The organism is Streptomyces sp. NPDC012474, from assembly GCF_042955185.1.
GTDB classification, from domain to species: domain Bacteria; phylum Actinomycetota; class Actinomycetes; order Streptomycetales; family Streptomycetaceae; genus Streptomyces; species Streptomyces cahuitamycinicus.
This window is the reverse complement of record NZ_JBIBEP010000016.1, coordinates 153,840-176,548: the sequence shown is the minus strand read 5'-3', so window position 1 is coordinate 176,548 and position 22,709 is coordinate 153,840. Positions and strand designations below refer to the sequence as shown.

Sequence of the window (22,709 nt, the reverse complement as noted above, 5' to 3'; positions counted from 1 at the left end):
GCGGGTGATCAGTGCTCCTGCCCGGCCAGCAGCCGGTCCGCGATCTCCTCGATCCGCTCGCGCAGCCCCTCCTGGCTCTTGCCGCCGTCGAGCCGCTCCCCGCCGATGACGTACGTCGGGGTGCCGGTCACACCGATCGCCTTGCCCTCGGCCTGGTCGGCGTCCACGATCAGGATGTGCCGGCCGTCGATCAGCGCGGTGTCGAACTCCTCGGCGTCCAGGTCCAGTTCGCGGGCCACCTCGACCAGGAAGGATTCTCCCTCACGGGCCAGCTCCTCGACCCGCCCCAGCAAGGCCTCGGCGTACGGCCATCCCCGGCCCTGCTCCCACGCCTCCTCCGCGGCCTGGGCGGCGGCGAAGGCGTGCTTGTTCTTCTCCAGAGGGAAGTGCCGCAGCCGCAGCTCCAGACGGTCGCCGTAGCGGGCGCGCAGGGCACGGAGGTCGTCCAGCGCGGTACGGCAGTCCCGGCACTGGAGGTCGCACCAGACCTCGAGGACGGGGGCGGCGGAACGGTCGGGGGAGGAGTCGCTCATGCCGACAGTCTCCCAGCAGCCGCGGCCGGGGTGCAGCCCGCACCGGCACCTGCGGAGGAGGTGACCCGGAGATCTCCCTGATGTCGGGCCGGAGCATGGCCCGCCGGGGTGCGGCGGGTGCAGGATGGAAGGGACGAAGTGCCTCGACCCGACCGCGCCACGCCTGGAGGACCGGATGATTGCCGAGACCGTCTGCTCCGCCGTGTCCGCGGCAGGCCTGGGCATTGCGATCGTCACGGCGTACCGCAAGCGCTACCTCTCCGCGGTCCGTGTCGCGGCCTACTCCCTCGTCCCGATCGGCCTCGTGATGACGGGGGTCGTCGAGTGGCTGGCCGACACCGCGTTCAGCCCGGCGGCCTGGGCCGGGTTCGGGGTGCTCGGCCTCGCATGGGTGCTCTTCATGACCACACGAGCCGTGGAGCGCCGCCGCGGCGGCACCCGCAAGGAGCGCAGGGCGGCGGCCCGCGCCGCCGACCGGCCCGACACGGTGGCCCCCGCCTCGGCGCCTTCCCTGGGCCCAGGCTCCCGTCCGGCGACCAGGCCTGCGTCCCGCGACGACGACTTCAGCGACATCGAGGCCATCCTCAAGAAGCACGGCATATGACGGCAGCCCCTCCCGGGGCCGTATCGTCACAGTGGGTCCGCCGGTGCGCGGAAATGATCACAACTCGAACCGGACCTCGCGGAATAGGTGCACTCACGCACGGAACGAGGCCGCTGATCGCGCCGGCCGGGGCGACTGCGTCATCATCGCCGCGAGATGCTGGACACGACGGAACAGAGCGACCCCGTACCGCCGCTGGACGCACCACGTCCCCCGCGGGATGAGCCACGTGGTTGCCTCTTCGCCCTCTCCCAGCCACCGCTGATGATCTTCCTGGCGGTGATCGGGAGTCTGCTGCTCATGGCCTCGTTGCACGATCTGCTGTTGCTGTGAGCCTTACCCGCGGTACCCGGCGCCACCCGCCGGGACCGCGTCGGCATCGACATCCTCCACACCCCGCGGTCCGGCAAGCCGCGGGTCAGCCCGCTGCCTCCTTGCGGCGCGCCCGGTAGGCGGCCACGTGCAGGCGGTTTCCGCAGGTGCGGCTGTCGCAGTACCGCCGCGAGCGGTTGCGGGACAGGTCGACGAAGGCGCGCCGGCAGTCCGGTGCCTCGCACCGCCGCAGCCGCTCCTGCTCCCCGGCGACGACGAAGAAGGCCAGCGCCATGCCGCAGTCGGCGGCCAGGTGATCGGCGACGGAGGCACCGGGTGCGAAGTAGTGCACGTGCCAGTCGTAGCCGTCGTGGTCCGTGAGCCTGGGCGTCGTGCCGGCGGCTGCGACCAGCTCGTTGATCGTGCCGGCGGCGGCCCGGGCGTCCGGGGCGGCGAAGACGGAGGCGAAACGCCCGCGGATCTTGCGCACCGCGGAGAGGTCGAACTCCGAGAGCACTCCGACGTCGCTGATCTCGTGGTTTCGCACGAAATCCGCGAGGGTCGCCACGTCCGGCAGTCCGTCCGGCGCCGTGTCGTCCTCCGGTGCGGTGTTCACCAGATCGACCACGGTGTCGAGGGCGCACCGGGTGTCGTGGGTGATCAGCACGATTCGCTCCCTGGCCTGAGGGTCGGGCGGGCGCCCGCCGATGCTGGCCGATGGTAACGGCTCCGCCTCCGCCGGGCCGCCTCATGCCCGTACATGGCTTCGAATACAACGCCGCCCGGCCCGCCGGGGTTCCCCGTGCGGCGCGACACCCGGGGGAGGGGGCTACCACGCGAACCGGCGCCGTACCGCGTGATCCGCGGTGCCGGCGCCGGTGTCATTCCGTATGCGGTTGTCCGGGCCCGAGCCGTCTCCCCGAGTCGACGGCGCCGGGCGGCTTTGTGGGGGCCTCGCCCTAGCTCTCCGCCAGGATGTGCGAGAGCTCCTGGTCGAGGTCGAAGTGCCGGTGTTCCGTGCCGGGCGGCACGGCGGCGTCGGTCCGCTTCAGGAAGGACTCCAGGGCCCGTGCCGGGGCCTCGAGCAGGGCCTCGCCCTCCGGCGAGCTCAGGGCGATGCACACGACGCCCTGGCCGTGACTGCGCGACGGCCAGACGCGGACGTCGCCGGTGCCCGTGGGGCGGTGAAGTCCCTCGGCGAGGAGGTCGCGGGCGAACACCCACTCGACGGTTTCCTCGGCTCCGGTGTGGAAGGTGGCGTGCACGGCGTAGGGGTCGGCCGTGTCGTACCGCAGGCCTGCGGGGACAGGCAGGGAGGACTCGCTCGACACAACGAGGCGCAGGTGCAGCTCGCAGCTGACCGTGGTGTTCATAAGCGCCAGGGCCTTTCGCTCAGTGTGCGCTCGGGGATTCGCACGTCGGCGAAATCGACATGCCACCTACGGTGCCGTTGTAAACCCCTCTGAGTGTTTTGCGTGCCTTTACGTAACTCTTCCGGCCGAGCGGTCGTTCGTGTCCTGCGTCCATTCCGGTGACCGGTTTCGCTCGGGTAGTGTTTGGCCGTATGAATACGGGGAGTAACGAGCCGGGCGAGGTGGCCGTGGCGTCGAACGAGACGGGGACGGGCGAAGCGCACGGCGAGCAGGACCGCGGGCTCGGCTCGCGCGCGCCGGAATTCATCAAGGCCCGCCGGGCGCTGCACCTCAGCTGGCAGGTCGGCGTCTTCATCATCGGGCTCGCGGTCGTCGTGACCGGCATCATCATGCTGCCCCTGCCCGGACCGGGGTGGGTCGTGATCTTCGGCGGCATGGCGATCTGGGCGACGGAGTTCGTCTGGGCCCAGCTGGTGCTTCGCTGGACCAAGCGGAAGGTCACCGAGGCGGCGCAACGCGCGCTCGATCCCAAGGTGCGGCGCCGCAACATCATCCTGACGTCGATCGGGCTGGTGATCATCGGTGTGCTGGCCGGCATCTACCTGTGGAAGTTCGGCATGACCATGCCGTGGAAGATCAAGGACCAGTGAGCGTCACAGGCACCCGCTGACATGGGGTAATGTTCTCTCTGCGTCCGGGCGATTAGCTCAGTGGGAGAGCGCTTCGTTCACACCGAAGAGGTCACTGGTTCGAACCCAGTATCGCCCACCCGGACCGGCGGCCCACCTGCGATTGCGCAGGTGGGCCGCCGTTGTTGTGTGGGATTGAGGGCAACGCCGGGTTGCGAGATCCAGCCAGGACCGACCGGTCCGCCGTCAGGGCGCCCTCACCCGTCCCGGTGCTCGCCCCCGAACCTGCCATCGCCCAGCAGAGCGGACGACCGCCCGGACGATCACTGAGCCCCCGGACCGCCGTATCCCCGCGTCCTCCAGGCCGGCCGTAGCGATCACCGAGTCCTGGACGTCAGGCCGCCCGAGTCGCCCCCGTACGTTCACCGAGCCCCGAGCACCACAGCTCCCGCGCCGCCTCCCGAATCAGCCGTACTGGTCACCGCGCCCCGGGCACCAGCTCGCCCCCGCGCCGCGGCTTCAACTGGCCTTACGGCCCCGGCTCTGAGCATCACCCACCCGCGCCGCGCTGTCCGCTCACCGGCTCACCGTCGACCCGCCCGCCTCCTCTGCCCACGCCCCGTCACCTCCAGTCACGGTCACTCCCGCCGGCCTCGCCCGCCCACAACACCCCGCACCCCACGCCGCCTGGCCGAAACCGACCCCACGCCCACAGAACCCCTCGCCCAACGCCGCATGGCCGAATCCGGCCCCTGCCCTCTTAATCCCGTCCCCCCACCCCACCGTCGTCTTTCGGTCGCGCCCGCAATCAACCCGACCCACCCCTGTCGGTTCGGCGCTTCGGACGTGTGGCCGTCACCAGGGATGTCGTCCAGCTCCGCTTCCAGCCCCACCAGCTCGGTCCGCTACGCAGCCTGCCCTGTCGGTAAGAAATTCTTGTCCGAATCATTGACGCACCCTCAGCCCCTCCGTACCTTGTGCCAGCAAGCGCTTACTTGAAACGATTCATGCGAGCGGGACGACGTGCGGGGAGGTCCAACCGTGGTGAACGGCAGGAATGTTGAGAGACGAACCATCCTGAAGGCGGCCGGAGCCACGGCAGCCACGCTGGGGCTGGCCGCGACGACCGGCTGCGGTGGTGACGGAGGGGCCTCCGCGGACGGGACGGTGACGATCCGTTACGCGTGGTGGGGTGCGGAGGACCGCGCCCAGAGAATCACCAAGACCATCGCGCTCTTCGAGAAGAAGTACCCGAAGATCAAGGTGAAAACGGACTTCCAGTCTTATCTCGACTTCTGGAAGAAGTTCAACACCCAGGCTTCCGGCGGAAATCCGCCGGACGTGTTCCAGAATGCGATCGGCTTCCTCCGGAAATACGACGCCAAGAACGTGCTGCTGGATCTGAGCGAGCAGGCCGAGGCCGGCAACCTCCGGATGGAGGGATTCCGCGCGGGCCTCGAAAAGTTCGGCGAGATCGACGGCAAGCTCCTGGGCGTGCCGGTGGGTTCGAACTCCATGGCCCTGGTCATCGACAAGCCCGTCTACACCCGCGCCGGCGTCAAGCCCGAGCAGGGCTGGACCTGGGACGACTTCGACGCCGCGATGAAGAAGATCCGTGACAAGACCGGGCGCGCCGGCGACAGCGGCATGTACGGCGTCATGTACCTCTACGACCTGTACCTGCGCCAGAACGGCAAGGCCTTCTTCACCGAGGACGGGCTCGGCTTCACTGAGTCGGACCTGACGGACTGGTGGACCAAGGCCGAGAAGGGCGTCAAGGACGGCATCTACGCCGATGCCAAGAAGGTCGTCCAGAACAAGCCCAAGTCGGCCGTCGCCGCCGAGCTCGCCGGTGGCGAGTTCACCTGGGACAACTTCACCGTCCGCTACACCGCCGAGGGCAAGAGCGAGTACGGCCTGGCGCCCATCCCGACCACGGACGGCAAGAAGACCGGCCAGTACCTCGGCTCGTTGATGCTGAGCGCCTCCAAGCGCACCCAGCACCCCAAGGAAGTCGCCCAGTTCATCGACTTCATGGTCCACGACCCCGAGGTCGCCAAGATCATGGGCTACGACCGCGGCGTCCCCGCGACCCAGGCCCAGTACGACGCGTACAAGCCGACCGACGAGGTCAACAAGGCGATAGCCGCCTACGAGGAGTCCCTCGTCGAGGCCGGAGTCCTGGAGCCCATCACGCCGCATCCGAACGGCGCGGACATCTGTGAGTCCGCGTTCCTGCGCATCGCCGAGGAACTCGCCCTGGGCAAGAGGTCGGTGGACGAGGCCGTCCAGCAGTTCTTCACCGAGTCGAAGACGGCTCTCGGCACCTGATGGGAACCACCGTGACACACGCCCCAGCGATGGAGGGCCTGACTCAGGACTCCGAGCCGCGGCACGGTCCGGTGAAGCCCGAGCGCCCCGCCGCCCTCAAGCGGCGGCGGCGCCGGGAGAACCTGGCCGGCTATCTCTTCATGTCCCCGTGGATCGCCGGGTTCCTGCTCCTCACGGCGGGCCCGATGATCGCCTCGCTCTACTTCGCCTTCACCGACTACAACCTGTTCGACGCACCGAAGTGGATCGGCCTGGACAACTTCTCCGAGATGTTCGGGGATCCGCGCTGGCGCCACTCGGTGCAGGTGACACTCTGGTACGTCGCCGTCGGCACGCCGCTGAAGCTGCTCGCCGCCCTCGGCGTGGCGCTGCTGCTCGCCCAGAGCCGGCGCGGGCAGGCCTTCTACCGGGCCGCCTTCTACGCGCCGTCGCTCATCGGCGCGAGTGTCTCCATCGCGATCGTGTGGAAGGCGATCTTCTCGGACGACGCGGTCGTCGACCGTACCCAGAAGATCTTCGGGATCGACGTCGGCGGCTGGACCGGCGACCCGGACATGATCATCTACAGCCTGGTGGCGCTCACCGTCTGGCAGTTCGGCGCTCCCATGGTCATCTTCCTGGCCGGTCTCAAGCAGGTCCCGCGCGAGCTGTACGAGGCGGCCGAGGTCGACGGGGCGGGCAAGCTGCGGCGGTTCTGGAACATCACGCTGCCGATGATCTCCCCCGTCCTCTTCTTCAACGTCCTGCTGGAGACGATCCACTCCTTCCAGATCTTCAGCTCGGCGTACATCGTGGGCGGCGGCGCCGGCGGCAACGCCTGTGGTCCCGCCGACGGTTCGATGGTCTACACCTGCTACCTCTACGTCCAGGGCTTCGAGAACAGCCGCATGGGTCTGGCCTCCGCCATGGCCTGGATGCTGCTCGTCGCGGTCGCCCTGGTGACGGCGGTGTTGTTCTGGTCCCAGAAGCGCTGGGTGCACTACGAGGAGGGCGCCCGATGAGTGCTCAGGCCACCGACGTCACGCCGCGACGGGGCGGACTGCGGCACAGGCTGCCCGGCTCCATGGCCTGGCACGTCGGGTCCCTGCTGGTCCTCGCGGTGATCCTCTACCCGGTGATCTGGGTCATCGGCGGGTCCTTCAAGAAGAGCGAGGACATCGTCGGCAGCCTGGATCTCTTCCCGGGTGACCCGGTCGTCGACAACTACAAGAGCCTCGCCGACGGCATCGCCGACATCTCGGTCTCCACGTTCTTCTTCAACTCGCTCTTCCTCGCGGTCGGTTCGGTCATCGGCATCGTCCTGTCCTGCTCGCTGACGGCCTACGCCTTCGCGAGGATCAGGTTCGCGGGCCGCAATCTGCTGTTCACGCTGATGATCGGGACGCTCCTGCTGCCGTACCACGTGCTGCTGATCCCGCAGTACGTGCTGTTCCGCAACATGGACCTGATCAACACCTACACGCCGTTGCTGCTCGGGAAGTACCTGGCCACCGAGGCCTTCTTCGTCTTCCTGATGGTGCAGTTCATGCGCAACATGCCCAAGGAGCTGGACGAGGCGGCCCGCCTCGACGGCTGCGGGCACCTGCGGATCTACTGGTCGATCGTCCTGCCGCTGAGCCGCCCGGCCCTGATCACCAGTGCGATCTTCACCTTCATCAACTCCTGGAACGACTTCATGGGCCCGCTGATCTACCTCAACGAGCCCGACAAATACACCGTCTCGCTCGGCCTGAAGATGTTCGTCGACCAGGAAGGGGTGGCCAACTACGGCGGCATGATCGCCATGTCGCTGGTGGCGCTGCTGCCGGTGCTCGCCTTCTTCCTCGCCTTCCAGCGGTATCTGATCGACGGCATGGCCACCTCGGGTCTGAAGGGCTGAGGCGGACATGGCCGGGACACGGGTGAAGGCACGGGTGAAGACCCGGGGGGAGTCGGCACTGGCCGAGCGGTTCGCCGTGTTCGCCGAGTGCCTGCTGACCGGTGTGTGGATCGCCGTGGCCTCACTGGGCGTCGTCACCTATCCCGCCGCGTTCGCCGCCGGGGCGCGGCATCTGCGGCGCCGTACCGCCCATGAGCAGGGCGGTTGGCGAGAGTTCGTCGCCGACTTCCGCTCGGCCCTGCGCGGCGGGTGGCTCGCCGGGCTCGCCGGGTGGGCGGCGGTGGCCGCCGTCTGGGTGGACGTGCAGGCGGCGCGGGCGGGGATCCCCGGCGGGCCGCTCGTCGGGGCCGTCGGGGTCGTCGCGCTGATCGGGCTCGTCGTGGCCGGGCTGCGCGCGGCGGCGGTCTGGACGCCGGGAGCCCGCTGGCGGACGCTGCTCGCCGAGGCCGGGCGGCGGACGGTGCTCGATCCGGCCGGGTCCTTCCTGATCGTCTGCGGGCCGGCCGTGGTGGCCGTGTCCGCCTGGTTCGCCGCACCGCTGGCGATCGCCGTCCTCGGCGCTGTCGCGGCGGCGGCCGTCGCCGTGGAGGAGCGCTACCGGCACCGCTGAACGGCGGTGCCCCCTCCCAAGCCAGGTCGGCGCTCCGGCGCCCGCACCTCTCTATGTCATGCCCCTGACCATCGCGTTCCGCACGGAACCGCTTCCCGCACGGACGAGGAAAGGCAGCATCGCCATGTCTCCCATCCCCCGCAGATCCCTCCTCAAGGCAGCCGCCGTAGCCGGAGCCGCCGCCCAGTTCAGCTGGGCGGTGGGGGCCCAGAACGCCCAGGCCGCGCCCGGAGCCGACCCCGCCGACGCGGACCCGGTGACCCTCGACTGGCTGGAGGACGGCGGCCTCGGCGCCGCACCCGGCTCCACCGTCGGCGTGCCCTGGCCCAAGGGGGCGTACCAGAAGGACCAGACCTTCGCGCTGACGGACGCCGGCGGCAAGTCCGTCCCCGTGCAGTCCTGGCCGATCGCCTACTGGCCCGACGGCTCCCTCAAGTGGACCGCGCACGCGGTCGCCTCGGGTGACGGCAAGCTCACCCTCGCCGCCGGGACACCTGCCGCTCCCGGGAAGGAGGTCACCGTCGAGAAGCGCGGCGGCACCATCGACATCTCGACCGGCGTCATCACCGCGAGGATCGGCAAGTCCGGCTCCACCATCGTCAAGTCCGTCACCCGCGGCTCCACGGAGATCGCGAAGAACGGCCGGCTCGTGCTGGTCCGCCAGCCCGAGATCGAGGACGAGGACCAGGGCGCGGTCAGGACCGAGCGCTTCGACGGCACGATCTCCAAGGTCGAGGTCGAGCAGGCGGGCCCGGTCCGCGCGGTCGTCCGCATCGACGGCAAGCACCGCAAGGGCGGCCGCAGCTGGCTGCCGTTCTCGATCAGGCTCTACTTCTACGCGGGCGCCGACTCCTTCCGCATGGTGCACACCATCACCTACGACGGCAAGCAGGAGCCGGGCAAGGCCAGTGGTGACTTCATCCGCGGCCTCGGTGTCCGCTTCACCGTGCCGATGCGCGACGAGTCGTACGACCGCCACATCCGCATCGGCGGCGACGGCACCGGACTGCTGCGCGAGGCCGTCAAGGGCATCACCGGACTGCGCCGGGACCCGGGCGCGGCCGTGCAGGCGGCCCAGTTCGAGGGCAAGAAGCTGCCCGACCCCGCCACCTGGGACCAGCGGGTGACGACCCGGCTGCAGTACATCCCCGAGTGGGGCGACTACACCCTCTCCCAGCTCTCCGCCGACGGCTTCACGCTGCGCAAGCGCACCAAGAAGGGGCACGGCTGGGTCGCCGCGGGCGGTGGCCGGCGCGCCTCCGGCTTCGGCTACGTGGGCGGGGCGAGCGGCGGGTTCTCCTTCGGGCTGCGCGACTTCTGGGAGAAGTTCCCCGCCCAACTCGACATCCGGGACGCCCACACCGACGAGGCCGAGGTGACCCTCTGGCTCTGGTCGCCCGAGGCGCAGCCCATGGACATGCGCTTCTACCACGACGGCATGGGCCAGGACACCTTCCCGGAGCAGCTCGAAGGCCTCAACATCACCTACGAGGACTACGAGCCGGAGTTCGGCACCCCGTACGGCATCGCCCGCACATCCGAACTCCTCTTCTGGGCCAACGAGACGACCCCGAGCCCCGACCGGTTCGCCGAGCAGGTCGAGGCCGTCCGCGTGCTGCCCCAGCTGGCCGCCCCGCCCCAGCAGCTCATCAAGGCCAAGGTCTTCGGACCGGGGCTGTACTCCGAGCCCGACCGCTCCACCCCGGCCAAGGCGAAGATCGAGGACCACCTCGACTTCCTCTTCACCTACTACAAGGACCAGGTGGAGCAGCGTCGCTGGTACGGCTTCTGGGACTACGGCGACATCATGCACACCTACGACACGTTCCGGCACCAGTGGCGCTACGACATCGGCGGCTATGCCTGGGACAACTCCGAGCTGTCGCCGGACCTGTGGCTCTGGTTCGCCTACCTGCGCTCCGGCCGCGCCGACATCTTCCGCTTCGCCGAGGCGATGACCCGGCACACCGGCGAGGTCGACGTCTACCACCTGGGCAAATGGGCGGGCCTCGGCACCCGGCACGGCGTGCAGCACTTCGCCGACAGTGCCAAGCAGCAGCGCATCGCCAACACCACCTACCGGCGCTACTACTACTTCCTCACGGCGGACGAACGCGTCGGCGACCTCATGCACGCCAACGTCGACTCCGACGAGACGTTCCTCGCCCTCGACCCCCTGCGCAAGATCCGCACCGAGCCGTACACGCCCGACCGGCACGCCCTGTCGATCGGCTTCGGCACGGACTGGAGCGGCCTGGTGTCCGCCTGGCTGACGGAGTGGGAACGCAAGGGCCCCAAGTGGGAGAAGGCCAAGGCCCGCGTGCTGTCCACGATGGAGACCATCGCCGCCCAGCCCAACGGCTTCGTCCAGGGCAGCGGCCTGTACGACCTGGACACCGGGAAGTTCGCCGTGGCCAAGACCGCCAAGGTGGAGGTCTCGCACCTCTCGGCCGTCTTCGGCCTCAACGAGCTGTGCGCCGAGCTCATCGACCTGGTCGACATGCCGAAGTTCAACGAGGCGTACTTCGACTACTGCCGCTACTTCAACGCCACGAAGGCCGAACAGGCGGCACGCTACGGCTCCAACTTCGGCTCCCTGCTGCTCTTCCAGGGCCACTCGCGCCTCGACGCGTACGCGGCCGTCAAGACCGGGGACGAGAAGCTCGCCAAGCGGGCGTGGGAGAAGTTCTACAACTCCGACGGCTACAAGGAGTCCGCACCCTGGCGGACGGAGAAGGTGAGCGGCCCCGTCGCCCTGGTGCCGGGCAGCGAGGCCACCTGGGTGTCCACGAACGACACCGCGCTGTACGGCCTCGCCGCCATCGAGAACCTGGCACTGCTCGGCGACAAGATGCCGTAGCGGAGGGCTGAACGAGCGGAAGGCCGGAACGAGCGGTTCCCGTGGCAACGCCCCGGCGGGAACCGCTCGTCCCTAGTCGATGATCTGGTTGAAGAACAGGACCGCCGGGGCCACCACCCCGCCTCCTACGCTCACCGCGACCGGCCACACCTGGCCGGCCAGCGCCGCCAGGACGGTGGCACCGATGCCGACCAGGGCCGCCAGCAGGAAGACGATCGCGGCGCGCTGACTGATGAGGGGTCCGTCCCGGCCGGGCCCTCGGCGGTCGGCCTGTGCCACCTCGGTGCCCCCCTACCCGACGCCGTGAACGGGTTCGTACTCCGGCTGTCGCCCGGGGACGCCGTGGCCGTCCGGGCCCGGCACGTCCCACGGATCCTGCGCGGGACGCAGGAGTTCGAAGCGGACCCCGCGGCCGTCACCGCTCGTCCGGACCCCGTACACGGCGGGTTCGGGCAGGCTGTTGTAGTGGAAGGGCGTCGAGAAGTAGTAGGCGCCGGTGTCCGGGACGGTGATGAGGTCACCCGGTTCCAGGAGCGGCAACGCTCGGTCACGCGCCAGCAGGTCCCCGGCGAAGCAGGCGGGTCCCGCGATGTCCTGGCGGACCGGTCCGCCCCGCTTGGCCGTGCCGCTCCCGTCGTGCGCCTCGATCCGCAGCGGCCAGGCGTCGGGGTTGAACACCGTCCGGGTGGCCACCTGCACACCGGCGTGGGTGACCGCGATCGGCCGGCCGCCCATGCTCTTGGTGTACTCGACGTACGCGGCGGTGAAGCCGTTCTTGGCGAGGACGGACCGCCCGAACTCGGTGACGATCTCGTACCCGCCGGAGAACAGGGCGGGAGCCTGGGCGCGCAGCTGCCGCACGTACGTGTCGAAGGTCGGCGCGGTCTCGTCGTCGGCGAAGTTGACGGGCAGTCCGCCGCCGATGTCGATGCCCACGACCTGGCGCCGTCCGAGCGAGGCGTTGACCTCCTCGGCGAACGCCACGGCCTGCCCGACCCCGCCGGCCATGAGGTCGAGCGGGCAGCCCTGCGAACCGGCGTGTGTGTGCACCCAGGTCAGCCACGGGTGGTCGTGGTAGGCGCGCAACAACCGCTGCCGGCTTCCCGGGTCCGCGAGGGGGACGCCGAACTTCGAGGTGCTGGTCGCCGTGCTCATCGCGGCGATGCTGCCGCCGCCGAGCTGGGAGTTGACGCGTACCCCGATCCGCGAGACCGGGGCGCGGCCGTCCAGCGCCCGGTCGATCCTCGCCAGTTCCTGGTGGTTGTCCGCGTTGACGGCCACACCCAGGTCGAGGGCGTGCCGCAGTTCGGCCTCCGTCTTGGCGGGGGAGTCGAAGACGATGCGGTCCGGTGTGAACCCGGCGGCCAGCGAGCGGGCCAGCTCACCCGCGGTGGCCACCTCGCAGCCCATACCGAGCCGCCGCAGCTCCGCCAGCACCGGCACCAGGCAGTTCGCCTTGGCGGCGAACGCGTGCAGCACACCCGGCGCGGAGGGGAAGGCGCGGTGCAGGGATGCGACGGTCGCGGCGACCCCGTCGAGGTCGACGAAGGCGGCCAGCCGGGACCGGCCGGAGTCCAGCAGTCCCTGCCGCACCGCTTCCTTCAGGATCCGTTCGCGCCGCTCGGCGGCGGGGGTCAGTCCGGTCATGGTGAACCTTCCGGTGTCGTACGCGAGGCGCCCGGGACCGCCCCGGGTGGAACACCAGGCTGCGGCCCGCACCGGGACGGCGTCTTCGTCGAGTCGTCAAAGACCCGTGCCTCACCTACGGCGGCCGGGAGCAACAACTCCTCTGCCGACCCGAGGAGTTGTGTGATGCGACAGAAGGGGAGCCCTTCGATGGTGGCACCCGCCGAACGGCGCCCGGCGCGTGCCCGCTCACCCTCGGGGCCGGACGCTCAAGGGCGTGCGCCGTCGGCCCCTCCACTCAGACGCAACTGCACCTGGGCGAGCAGCCGGGCGTCGGGACTCTCCAGGTCCAGCCCCGACACCTGCCTGATCCGGCGCAACCGGTAGCGCAGACTGTTGGCGTGCACGCCCAGCGCGCGCGAAGCGGCGGACACGTCACCGAAGTGGTCGAGGTAGGCGCGGAGTGTCTCCACCAGGCAACTGCCGCCGTGATCGGCGTCGAACTCCCTCAGCCGGGCCACCGAGGTCCGCGGTGGCAGCGTCACGTCGCGCAGGGCGTCGACGACCTGAAGGATGCCCACGGTGTCCGCGACGTCCTCGCTGCGAGCGACGGTATGCGGTCCGGCGGCCGCGATGAGCGCCTGCAGGGCTCGTTCGGCCGACCGGCGTGATGCGGGCGCCCCTGCCAGGCCGGGAGCCACGTCGCCGAGCCCTACCTTCACCGGCGAGCCGACCGTCGCCGACAGCTGATCGGCCAGCGCGTTCCCGAGCCGCCTGACCTGGCCGTCGGCCCGCTGGGCGTCACGCTCCAGCCCGCTCACCAGAACCCATGCCCCGCCGCCGGCAGGGACCGCCACGACGCGGTGGCCCAGGGCCGCGCAGTGCAGGGTCAGCAGGCCGTACAGCCCGGACGGGCCGTCGTCCCCGGGCCGACCGGACCCGAGGCCCACCGCCAGGACGGCACAGGGCTCCCGGGGCGGCAGCGAGGCCCGCTCCGCGAGCACCTCGACCGATCCGCGGTCCTCCAGCAGCGCCCGGGCCGCATCCTCCACCAGCCGGCCGTCCGAGCTGTGGGTGCGGTGATGCAGCAGGTGGGCGGCGGCTGTGCGGGCCGCCGCGCGCAGCGTCTCCGCGGCGTTCGGCGACAGCGGGCGGCCGGCCACCGCCGCCACCCAGATGGACCCGAGCGCCTCTCCGCCCGCCCGCACCGCGCCCACCAGACGCTCCGGATCCTGCCCGTGAGCGGGCCGGTGCAGCACATCGCCCGCACCCCACAGCGCCTGGAAGAACCCCGCCTCCCGCATGGCCGCCACCCGCCAGGGCGGCACACGACGGCCGAGGATGGTCAGCCGGCGCATCTCGTCCACGTTCTCCTCGGTGGACGAGTACGCCAGCACCCGCGACTCCGTGTCCTCGATCGTCACCGAGCCCCCCACCAGGGCGGCCAGCGCATCGGCCAGTGAGTCCAGATCGCCCAGGGGCACACCACTGGTGGCGGGCATCGGGGGAGCACCCGCTGCGGCCAGCCCGGCCCTCAGCACTCCCACGAGCTGTGCCCAGGTGCACCAGGCGGTGCGGAAGAGCACCGCCGTACCGCCCTCCTCCGCGGCCGCCCGCAGCGCCCGCGAGGTGGGCTCCGGCCGTCCCGGGCCGAACACCACACCCGCCGCTTTGGCCTCACCGGCCCGGCGGACCACGTCGACCGCATGCGCCGAGCCCGGATCGACGCCGACCGCGAGCAGTAACTCCCGCGGTCTGATGACGGGTTCCAGGGCGTCCAGCACATGCACACCGGTGACCCGCGCCCGCAGTCCCCCGGGGGCCGTGTGCAACTCCACGGCTCCCACGCCCACCACCGAGAGCAGGCGCTCCAATGTCCCCTGGTCCCCGGCGCCCGCGCCCCGGCCCGGCGATTCCCCCAGGTCCGTCATGATGCCCCCCGCCTCCTGCCCGAGCGGGCCGCCGACGCGGCGCCCGATCGGAGAACGTATGACATCACGGGACTTGTCCGCAGTCGAGACGGCCTCGGAAGCTGTCAGTCCATCCTCCCCAGGACCGCCCGCACCCGCCGGACGTCCCGGATCCGCTGCTCGTACGTCGCCCCGAGGGCGAGCAGCAGGAGCCCGGCGAGGGCGGGAGGTGCCCAGCGGGGGAGCGCCCCCGTCACCTGCACGACGTACGGGGCGAGTTCGTGCAGGGTGACCAGGGCGAGGGCCGAGCCGCCGAGCAGCAGCGGCGCCTGGAGGTGGTGCCGGGCACCCAGCAGCGTGACCAGCAGCGCCGCACCGCCCAGCAGCAGTGGCCGCGTCCAGTGCGGGTCCGCCCAGGCCGCGACCAGGCTCGGCAGGAGCGTGACGGCGAGTCCCGGGCCGTACGCCGTCCAGGAGGAGGCATGCGGGTCGCGGCGTCGGCGCAGGGCGCCGACGAGCAGCGCCGGGACGGTCACCGGGAGCGTGTACGCCTCGGGCGTGCCGACGTCCCAGGCCGCGAGACGTACCCACGCGGCCAGCACGAACAGGGCCGTGGCCGCGTAGCCGACGGGACGGCGCCCGTCGCGCAGGGCCGTCCCCGCGGCGATCACCCCGCACAGGGCCAGCACCAGAGCCAGCATCGGCGGGTCGGTGACGGCGAGAGCCACGCCGAACAGACCGACGGCGGCGCCCACGGCCTCGACGGGCACCGTCGTCCGGGACGGGCCGAGGCGCGCCGCCAGCAGGGCGGCGGCACCGGCGACCGCCAGTACCGGCAGGGCGGTTCGGGCCGGCGGCCAGTCCGCCGCGGCACCCGACGCCGCGGCCAGCGCGGTGGCGTGCACGAGAGCGGCCGGAGCTGTGAAGGGGGCGACGCCTGCCCGCCACGAGGCCGCTGCGAACAGCGCTGTCAGCGCGGCCAGCACGACCAGGGTCGCGGACTGGGAGGCGAGCGAGACCAGGGTGAGGCCGACGGCCGTGACCAGGGCGAGGACGAGGGCCGTGACCTGCGCGGCCCCCTCCGTGATCCGGCACGCGTACAGGGCGACCGCCGTCACGACGCCCGGGACCAGCATCCCCGCCGAGTACGGAGCCTCGAAGACCGCGGGGAGCATCAGAGCCGTGGCCCAGACCAGCCCCACGGAACCCAGCCGGGCACGCCCACGCCGCTCCTGCGAGCGGACCGCCGCAGCGAGAACGGCAGCCACGGCCAGCAGCACCAGGGGGGCCACTGCCGCGTCCGGCGGCCAGGGCACATCGGCGGCCACCGCCGCTCGGGCGTCCGCCGGAGCGCCACTCCACACCCGGCCCAGCCGGCCGGCCGGTCCCAGCAGCACCACGGCGAGGACGGGCAGCGTCCACAGCACCGCCAGCGCCTGGGCGACACCGGAGGCCCACACGAAGCCCCTGCGCATGACGTCCGGCAGCCGTTCGGCCCGCACCGCCCCCAACAGGGCCACACCGACGGCCAGATGAGCCGGAACCGCCCACTGCGAGGGCACCCCGGAACGGGCCACCCCGCCGATTGCGGCCACCACGAGCAGCCCGGACGTGATCGCGAGGCCGAGTGCGTGCTTGCTGCCCGGTGCCTTCCGGGTGGTACCCAGGGCGATCGCCGCCGCGAGCAGGAGCAGTGCACCGGCACGGGCAGCGTCACCCGGACCGCCGGCCGTCAAGGACAGCCACCCGGCACCGAGAACACCCCAGCCGCCCATGCCGTACGCACCGACGACCGCGGTGATCCGCGCGGCGCCGGCCGTCAGCCGCGGCACCGCCACCGCGTCGAGCCCGGCCGTCACCAGCAGCGCGGCCGTGATCGCGTACGCACCGGCGCCGGCGGACAGGGCCCACAGCAGCAGCGGGAACTGGGCCGCGGCCAGGGCGCAGGGCAGGGGCAGGCGCAGCGCGGCCGTGACCGGCAGCAGGCCGTACGCGTACCAGGTCACCGTCAGCGCCGCGGACGCGGCGGCCGCGTACGCCGTGCCGTCCGTCCCGGGCAGGGCCGCCGCGTGCAGTGCGTAGGCGTCCAGGACGGTCAGGGCGAGCCCGAGGCCCGCCACGGACTCGGCCGTCGACCGCAGCCCCCGCTTCAGCAGCGCCATGGGCGCGGCGAGCGTGGCCAGCGTGAGCGCGCCGAGCACCAGGGCACGCCCTGCGATCCCCAGGTGCCCCCAGCTGACCAGTGTGAACACCGCCGCCGCCAGCGTCAGCAGGACACCGCCGAGGACCAGCAACAGGTTCTGAACGCTGGGCGCGGTCGTCTCCGGGCGGGGCGCAGCGGCGGGCGGCGGCTGGGCCGAGGCCTGGGCCCGCGACGGCTGCTGCGTCTGGTGCAGGGCCGCAACCAGCCAGGCGCGACGCGTCAGCAACTGGGCCCGGCGGGCGTCCAGTTGCCAGAGTTCGGCATCGAGGAGCCGCAATTCCTCGGCCGGGGGCGGAAGGTGGGTCATGGTTCGCAGTGTGGTCCGCGTCACCTCGCGCGGCATGAGTGCGGATACTCAGGCGCGTACTCAGACGGTCCGAGTCGCGACTGGGCAGACTTCCGCCATGGACTGGAACCATTACCGCTTCCGCAGCCTGTGGACCCTGCCCGCGCCTCCCGCCACCGTGTACGACGTGCTGGAGCGCCCCGAGGACTACCCGCGCTGGTGGCCCCAGGTGCGGGAGGTGACCCGGCTCGACGACACCACCGGGGTGATCCGCATCCGCTCCGTCGTGCCGTACGGCATGACCTTCACGGCGCGGGAGGTGCGGCGCGATCCCGCGGCCGGCGTGCTGGAGACCGCGCTGTCCGGGGACATGGAGGGCTGGGCACGCTGGACGGTCACGCCGCACGGCACGGGCAGTCTCGCGCGGTACGACCAGGCCGTCAGCGTGCACAAGCCGCTGCTGCGGCGGCTCGCCGTACCGGGACGGCCCGTCTTCCGCGCGAACCACGCGCTGATGATGCGGTCGGGGCGGCGCGGACTCCTCCGGCACCTGCGAGCGGTTTGAAGGAAGCGTGCCCGGACCTGTATTGTTCAGTGCGTTCCCGGGCGATTAGCTCAGTGGGAGAGCGCTTCGTTCACACCGAAGAGGTCACTGGTTCGAACCCAGTATCGCCCACCGGAAACAGCCGGTCCGTCGCAGACGGACCGGTTTTTTCATGCTCGGGACGGCGCGACTCAGGCCGCCGCCGGCAGGTCCGGGCGCAGCGGCCACGCCGGGTCGACCGCCTCGTCCACACCGCTGCGCGCGAACCACGCCTGCAGGCCCCGCGCCTGCGCCGCGTGCCACACCGCCTGCAGGGTGTGCAACTCGCCCGGGGCGAGACGCTCCAGCCGGGACGCGAACCGGCGGCCCACCGCCCGGGTGACCTCCAGCGCCGCCACGGCGTCGGCCGCCGCGTCGTGCGCGCCTTCCAGGGCGACGCCGTAGTGCGCGCACAGGTCGGTCAGGGTGCGGCGGCCCTTGCGGTAGCGGTCCAGGTGCTTGTCCAGGACCCGCGGGTCGAGCACGGACAGCGGCGCCGACTCGAACCAGCGGCCGAGCGCCGAGGCACGGTGGCGGCGCAACTCCCGGTCCAGCATGGTCAGATCGAACGGCGCGTTCATCACCACGACCGGGCGCCCGGCGTGCGCCTGCTCGGCCAGCGCCTGCGCTATCTCGTACATCACCGGCGCCGGCCAGCGGCCGTTGAGCCGCAGGTGCTCCTCCGTCAGCCCGTGCACCGCCGTCGCCTCGGCCGGCACCGGCACGCCCGGGTTCACCAGCCAGCGGCTCACCCGCGGCCGGGTGCCCGGCGCGTCCTGGACGACGACGGCGGCCGACACGATCCGGTCGGTCTCCACGTCCACGCCCGTCGTCTCCGTGTCGAAGGCGGCCAGCGGCCCCTCGTACCAGCACGTCGTCATAGCCACCACAACCCCTCGTTCACCATCGGCAGTTGACGCACCGTCCGCTGCCCGATCCGGTGATACCCGGGCTGTTTGCGCCGTACGCCGGAAGGAGACAACAGGAGTACGGGTTGTTGCAGTTCAGCGGCTCGCAACGGGGAATCACTTGTTCTGGAAGGCTGTTGGCCATGGCCATAGCGCAGCCCGAACGGGGCGGGCTGCTGCCCGAGCGCACGGCTCCCTCCCGCGGCACTCTCGCCACCACCGCCTGCATGGAGACACTGCAGGTCGGCTATCTGCACGCCGTCGCGGCGGCCGCCGGCTGCTCGCTCTCCCAGCCTTTTCCCGACAACGGCATCGACTGGCACGTCAGCCACAGCGCACCCGGGCACACGGTCGACGACGAGGTCACCATCAAGGTGCAGCTCAAGGCCACGTACCAGGTGCCGCCCAACCCGCCGGGCCGCACTTTCGCCTTCACGCTCGACAACGACCACCTGGCGAAACTGGCCCGCACACCCGTGTCGGTGCACAAGATCCTCGTGGTGATGCTGGTGCCGCGCGCCCAGGACGACTGGCTGCGCGCCGGCCACGAGCGGCTCGACCTGAGGCACTGCTGCTACTGGACCAATCTCGCAGGACAGCCGATCACCGGCCGCCGCCGCACCACCGTGCGGATACCGACCTCACGCATCTTCGACGACCGGGCCCTGTGCGAGATCATGACGCGGGTCGGGACGGGAGGGAAACCGTGACGCACCGCCCGACCGAGGAGCCACTGAGGCCCGTGCGGCCCCATCCCGTCGACACCCCCTGGAGCGGCGGCCCTCCGCCCGAGCCCGTCGACGTCGACCCGGCCGTGCTGAGCGCCCTGCTGCGCCGGCACGGCTGGCAGCGGCGCGGCGGCGCCCCCGGACACTACGGCCGCTGGACCCCGCCCGGACCCGGCGGCTCCGGCACCAGCCTCCTGGTGCCCGAGAGCCGCGCCTTCCCCGACAGCGACGACCTGCTCGGCGAGGCCCTGCTCGCCCTGTCCCGCAACGGCTCGCCGTCCGCCCGCGAGGTCCTCGTCTCCCTCGCCGTGCCCAGCGACGAGATCCGCTGGTGGCACGACGTCCCGGCCGGGCCCGCCGGCGCCGCGTCCTGGACCGTCGAGGACCGGCTGCGCGGCGCCGCCCGCCGGATGCTGCTCGCCGCGGCCCTCGCCACCCGCGCCCGGGCCGGCTACCACGGCGCCCGCCACCGGCGCTCCGCCGCCGCGGCCCTGCGACACGTCCTGGTCGGCTCCGCCACCGACGGCCGGCTCACCGCCTTCGTGCCCGTCGCGGGCGGCCGCCCCCTGGCGGTGCGCCTCCACCAGGCCCTGTTCGCAGCCCGGGAGGCCATCGACTACCAGCGGGCCACCGGCGGCATGGACGCCTTCGACGCGGCGGTCGAGGCCGGCGTGAGCCACGAGCTCACCGAGGCCCTCGTCGCCCTCGTCCGCGGCACGGAGGGCGCCCGGATCACCGTCGAGTGGGCGCCGGCGGCCGGTGCCCCTCAGGGCTGCGCGCCCTCCGCCGAGCCCGTCGAGTTCTCGCCCGGCGACCTGGCCGTGCTGCGTGAGGCGGGCGCCCGCTACCTGCGCGAGGAACCCGCCGTCACGGTCCGCATCACGGGAGCGGTGGTCCGGCTGCGCCGGTCCGGGCCGCGCGGCGACGGCACCGTACGGCTGCGCGTGCTGGCCGGGGCCGACATGCGATACGTCCGGATGACCCTCGACGAGGAGGCGTACCGGATCGCCGGGCACGCCCACCTCGTCGGGCTCCCGGTCCGGGTGCAGGGGCGGCTGGAGAGCCGGGACGGGTTCCGCCGCCTCACGGGAGCCCACGGGGTCGTCCCCGTCCAGGTCGACGACGCCGAGCGGGACCGCCTGATGAAGGAGCTCCACGAGAACCTCGACTTCTTCGAAGAGGCCTGCGGAGGGGACTGCGGGGACTGATTTCGCGAAGGGCCGTCCCGGGTCGGTACGATCCTTACTCGTGCGCGCGCTCCGGTATGGCGCCCGCGGCCCCCTTCAGTCAGGAGAGACCGGTGTCAGACGTCCGTGTGATCATCCAGCGCGATTCCGAGCGGGAAGAACGCGTGGTGACGACGGGCGCTACGGCCGCCGAGCTCTTCGCCGGCGAGCGCTCGATCATCGCCGCGCGCGTGGCCGGTGAGCTCCGGGACCTGTCGTACGCCCTGGCCGACGGCGACGAGGTCGAGGGCGTCGAGATCTCCTCCGAGGACGGCCTGAACATCCTGCGCCACTCCACCGCGCACGTCATGGCGCAGGCCGTGCAGGAGCTCCACCCCGAGGCCAAGCTCGGCATCGGCCCGCCCGTCAAGGACGGCTTCTACTACGACTTCGACGTCGAGAAGCCGTTCACGCCCGAGGATCTCAAGGCCATCGAGAAGAAGATGCAGGAGATCCAGAAGCGGGGGCAGCGCTTCTCCCGCCGAGTGGTGACCGACGAGGCCGCCCGCGAGGAGCTTGCCGGCGAGCCGTACAAGCTGGAGCTGATCGGCCTCAAGGGCTCCGCCTCGCACGACGACGGCGCGGACGTCGAGGTCGGCGCCGGCGAGCTGACGATCTACGACAACCTGGACGCCAAGACCGGCGACCTGTGCTGGAAGGACCTCTGCCGGGGCCCCCACCTGCCCTCGACCCGTGCCATCCCGGCGTTCAAGCTGATGCGCAACGCGGCCGCCTACTGGCGCGGCAGCGAGAAGAACCCCATGCTCCAGCGCATCTACGGCACCGCCTGGCCCACCAAGGACGAGCTGAAGGCACACCTGGAGTTCCTCGCCGAGGCCGAGAAGCGCGACCACCGCAAGCTCGGCAGCGAACTCGACCTGTTCTCCGTCCCGGAGCAGATCGGCTCCGGCCTCGCCGTCTTCCACCCCAAGGGCGGCATCATCCGCCGGGTCATGGAGGACTACTCGCGGCGCCGCCACGAGGAAGAGGGCTACGAGTTCGTCTACACCCCCCACGCCACCAAGGGGAAGCTCTTCGAGACCTCGGGCCACCTGGACTGGTACGCCGACGGCATGTACCCGCCCATGCAGCTCGACGAGGGCGTGGACTACTACCTCAAGCCCATGAACTGCCCGATGCACAACCTGATCTTCGACGCGCGCGGGCGTTCCTACCGTGAACTGCCGCTGCGCCTCTTCGAGTTCGGGACCGTCTACCGGTACGAGAAGTCGGGCGTCGTGCACGGCCTGACCCGGGCCCGCGGCTTCACCCAGGACGACGCGCACATCTACTGCACGCGCGAGCAGATGTCGGAGGAGCTCGACAAGACGCTCACCTTCGTCCTCGGCCTGCTCCGCGACTACGGCCTGACCGACTTCTACCTGGAGCTCTCCACCAAGGACCCGGAGAAGTTCGTCGGCTCGGACGAGGCCTGGGAAGAGGCCACGGAGACGCTCCGCCAGGTCGCCGAGAAGCAGGGCCTGCCCCTGGTCCCCGACCCGGGCGGCGCCGCCTTCTACGGCCCGAAGATCTCCGTCCAGACCAAGGACGCCATCGGCCGCACCTGGCAGATGTCGACGATCCAGCTCGACTTCAACCTGCCGGAGCGCTTCGACCTGGAGTACACGGGTCCCGACGGCGCCAAGCAGCGCCCCGTCATGATCCACCGCGCGCTGTTCGGCTCGATCGAGCGGTTCTTCGCGGTGCTCCTGGAGCACTACGCGGGTGCCTTCCCGGCGTGGCTCGCCCCCGTCCAGGCGGTCGGCATCCCGATCGGCGACGCGCACGTGGAGTACCTGGAGAAGTTCGCCGCGGAGGCCAAGAAGAAGGGCCTGCGCGTCGAGGTCGACTCCTCCTCCGACCGCATGCAGAAGAAGATCCGCAACGCCCAGAAGCAGAAGGTGCCCTTCATGGTCATCGCGGGCGACGAGGACATGTCCCACGAGTCGGTGTCCTTCCGCTACCGCGACGGCTCCCAGGAGAACGGCATCCCGTTCGACGAGGCCATCGCGAAGATCCAGAAGGTCGTGGAGGAGCGCGCTCAGGTCTGATCCCGCGCCGCACGGGCCCCTGGGAGCTCCCGGGGGCCTTTGCCGTCCCCCCAGCTC

The 22,709-nt window shown here is 71.3% G+C and carries 20 protein-coding genes and 2 tRNA genes; 14 read left to right on the top strand and 8 right to left on the bottom strand.

The features are described 5' to 3' along the window. Positions 1 to 8 precede the first annotated feature (8 nt). A complete protein-coding gene (locus tag ACFY9S_RS29975) occupies positions 9 to 533 on the bottom strand; it encodes a DsbA family protein (protein WP_391134269.1) in 525 nt (174 codons plus the stop codon). A gap of 175 nt (positions 534 to 708) precedes the next feature. On the opposite strand from ACFY9S_RS29975, the gene ACFY9S_RS29970 reads away from it, so the two are divergent. Next, complete coding sequence (locus ACFY9S_RS29970; protein ID WP_391134266.1) at positions 709 to 1,137, top strand: hypothetical protein; 429 nt, start codon at positions 709 to 711, stop codon at positions 1,135 to 1,137. A gap of 156 nt (positions 1,138 to 1,293) precedes the next feature. Beyond that, entirely contained in the window at positions 1,294 to 1,470 is a 177-nt protein-coding gene (locus ACFY9S_RS29965; protein WP_391134263.1) for a hypothetical protein, read from the top strand. Between the two features lie 85 nt (positions 1,471 to 1,555). On the opposite strand, the gene ACFY9S_RS29960 is transcribed toward ACFY9S_RS29965, so the two are convergent. Together ACFY9S_RS29960 and ACFY9S_RS29955 are read right to left on the bottom strand one after the other, a co-directional pair. Next, positions 1,556 to 2,116 (bottom strand): CGNR zinc finger domain-containing protein, encoded by a 561-nt coding sequence (locus tag ACFY9S_RS29960; protein WP_391134260.1) that lies wholly within the window; start codon positions 2,114 to 2,116, stop codon positions 1,556 to 1,558. 292 nt (positions 2,117 to 2,408) lie between these two features. Beyond that, on the bottom strand, positions 2,409 to 2,822 hold the full coding sequence (locus tag ACFY9S_RS29955; RefSeq protein ID WP_004002642.1) for an SsgA family sporulation/cell division regulator: 414 nt from the start codon (positions 2,820 to 2,822) through the stop codon (positions 2,409 to 2,411). 191 nt (positions 2,823 to 3,013) lie between these two features. Here ACFY9S_RS29955 and ACFY9S_RS29950 point away from each other — a divergent pair, with 191 nt between their 5' ends. The 7 genes from ACFY9S_RS29950 to ACFY9S_RS29920 all read left to right on the top strand — a co-directional run bounded on the left by ACFY9S_RS29950 (position 3,014) and on the right by ACFY9S_RS29920 (position 11,131). Next, positions 3,014 to 3,472 carry a TIGR02611 family protein gene (locus ACFY9S_RS29950; RefSeq protein WP_391134257.1) on the top strand — a complete coding sequence of 153 codons (459 nt, stop codon included), beginning with the start codon at positions 3,014 to 3,016 and terminating at the stop codon, positions 3,470 to 3,472. Positions 3,473 to 3,518: 46 nt separating this feature from the next. Then, positions 3,519 to 3,590 (top strand) — tRNA-Val (locus ACFY9S_RS29945). 902 nt (positions 3,591 to 4,492) lie between these two features. Next, a complete protein-coding gene (locus ACFY9S_RS29940; RefSeq protein WP_391134254.1) occupies positions 4,493 to 5,782 on the top strand; it encodes an extracellular solute-binding protein in 1,290 nt (429 codons plus the stop codon). Then, on the top strand, positions 5,782 to 6,783 hold the full coding sequence (locus ACFY9S_RS29935) for a carbohydrate ABC transporter permease (RefSeq protein ID WP_180989739.1): 1,002 nt from the start codon (positions 5,782 to 5,784) through the stop codon (positions 6,781 to 6,783). The genes ACFY9S_RS29940 and ACFY9S_RS29935 overlap by 1 nt, the downstream gene beginning before the upstream one ends. Continuing rightward, complete coding sequence (locus ACFY9S_RS29930) at positions 6,780 to 7,661, top strand: ABC transporter permease subunit (RefSeq protein WP_391134250.1); 882 nt, start codon at positions 6,780 to 6,782, stop codon at positions 7,659 to 7,661. Before ACFY9S_RS29935 ends, ACFY9S_RS29930 begins: the two co-directional genes overlap by 4 nt. A 7-nt stretch (positions 7,662 to 7,668) precedes the next feature. Further along, positions 7,669 to 8,271 (top strand): hypothetical protein, encoded by a 603-nt coding sequence (locus tag ACFY9S_RS29925; RefSeq protein WP_391134247.1) that lies wholly within the window; start codon positions 7,669 to 7,671, stop codon positions 8,269 to 8,271. A gap of 124 nt (positions 8,272 to 8,395) precedes the next feature. Further along, complete coding sequence (locus ACFY9S_RS29920) at positions 8,396 to 11,131, top strand: Tat pathway signal sequence domain protein (protein WP_391134244.1); 2,736 nt, start codon at positions 8,396 to 8,398, stop codon at positions 11,129 to 11,131. 72 nt (positions 11,132 to 11,203) lie between these two features. Here ACFY9S_RS29920 and ACFY9S_RS29915 read toward each other — a convergent pair whose 3' ends face one another. The 4 genes from ACFY9S_RS29915 to ACFY9S_RS29900 form a co-directional block, all read right to left on the bottom strand. Further along, on the bottom strand, positions 11,204 to 11,410 hold the full coding sequence (locus tag ACFY9S_RS29915) for a hypothetical protein (protein ID WP_391134241.1): 207 nt from the start codon (positions 11,408 to 11,410) through the stop codon (positions 11,204 to 11,206). 12 nt (positions 11,411 to 11,422) lie between these two features. Beyond that, positions 11,423 to 12,778: a diaminopimelate decarboxylase gene (locus tag ACFY9S_RS29910; protein WP_391134238.1), complete on the bottom strand. Its 1,356-nt coding sequence runs from the start codon at positions 12,776 to 12,778 to the stop codon at positions 11,423 to 11,425. 248 nt (positions 12,779 to 13,026) lie between these two features. Further along, on the bottom strand, positions 13,027 to 14,688 hold the full coding sequence (locus ACFY9S_RS29905; protein WP_391134235.1) for a helix-turn-helix domain-containing protein: 1,662 nt from the start codon (positions 14,686 to 14,688) through the stop codon (positions 13,027 to 13,029). A 104-nt stretch (positions 14,689 to 14,792) separates the two neighbouring features. After that, positions 14,793 to 17,177, bottom strand: coding sequence for an SCO7613 C-terminal domain-containing membrane protein (locus ACFY9S_RS29900; protein ID WP_391134232.1), 2,385 nt, complete (start codon positions 17,175 to 17,177; stop codon positions 14,793 to 14,795). Positions 17,178 to 17,274: 97 nt separating this feature from the next. Here ACFY9S_RS29900 and ACFY9S_RS29895 point away from each other — a divergent pair, with 97 nt between their 5' ends. Next, positions 17,275 to 17,721: an SRPBCC family protein gene (locus tag ACFY9S_RS29895; RefSeq protein WP_391134229.1), complete on the top strand. Its 447-nt coding sequence runs from the start codon at positions 17,275 to 17,277 to the stop codon at positions 17,719 to 17,721. A gap of 39 nt (positions 17,722 to 17,760) precedes the next feature. Continuing rightward, positions 17,761 to 17,832, top strand: a tRNA-Val gene (locus tag ACFY9S_RS29890). A gap of 59 nt (positions 17,833 to 17,891) precedes the next feature. On the opposite strand, the gene ACFY9S_RS29885 is transcribed toward ACFY9S_RS29890, so the two are convergent. Further along, positions 17,892 to 18,620, bottom strand: a complete 729-nt coding sequence (locus ACFY9S_RS29885; protein WP_391134383.1) for an exonuclease domain-containing protein — start codon at positions 18,618 to 18,620, stop codon at positions 17,892 to 17,894. Positions 18,621 to 18,790: 170 nt separating this feature from the next. Between ACFY9S_RS29885 and ACFY9S_RS29880 the strand changes: the two genes are divergently transcribed. The 3 genes from ACFY9S_RS29880 to thrS all read left to right on the top strand — a co-directional run bounded on the left by ACFY9S_RS29880 (position 18,791) and on the right by thrS (position 22,652). After that, entirely contained in the window at positions 18,791 to 19,357 is a 567-nt protein-coding gene (locus ACFY9S_RS29880) for a DUF4365 domain-containing protein (protein WP_102909702.1), read from the top strand. Beyond that, positions 19,354 to 20,583 (top strand): hypothetical protein, encoded by a 1,230-nt coding sequence (locus tag ACFY9S_RS29875; RefSeq protein WP_391134226.1) that lies wholly within the window; start codon positions 19,354 to 19,356, stop codon positions 20,581 to 20,583. The genes ACFY9S_RS29880 and ACFY9S_RS29875 overlap by 4 nt, the downstream gene beginning before the upstream one ends. A gap of 92 nt (positions 20,584 to 20,675) precedes the next feature. After that, positions 20,676 to 22,652 carry a threonine--tRNA ligase gene (gene thrS, locus ACFY9S_RS29870; RefSeq protein ID WP_391134223.1) on the top strand — a complete coding sequence of 659 codons (1,977 nt, stop codon included), beginning with the start codon at positions 20,676 to 20,678 and terminating at the stop codon, positions 22,650 to 22,652. Positions 22,653 to 22,709 lie beyond the last annotated feature (57 nt).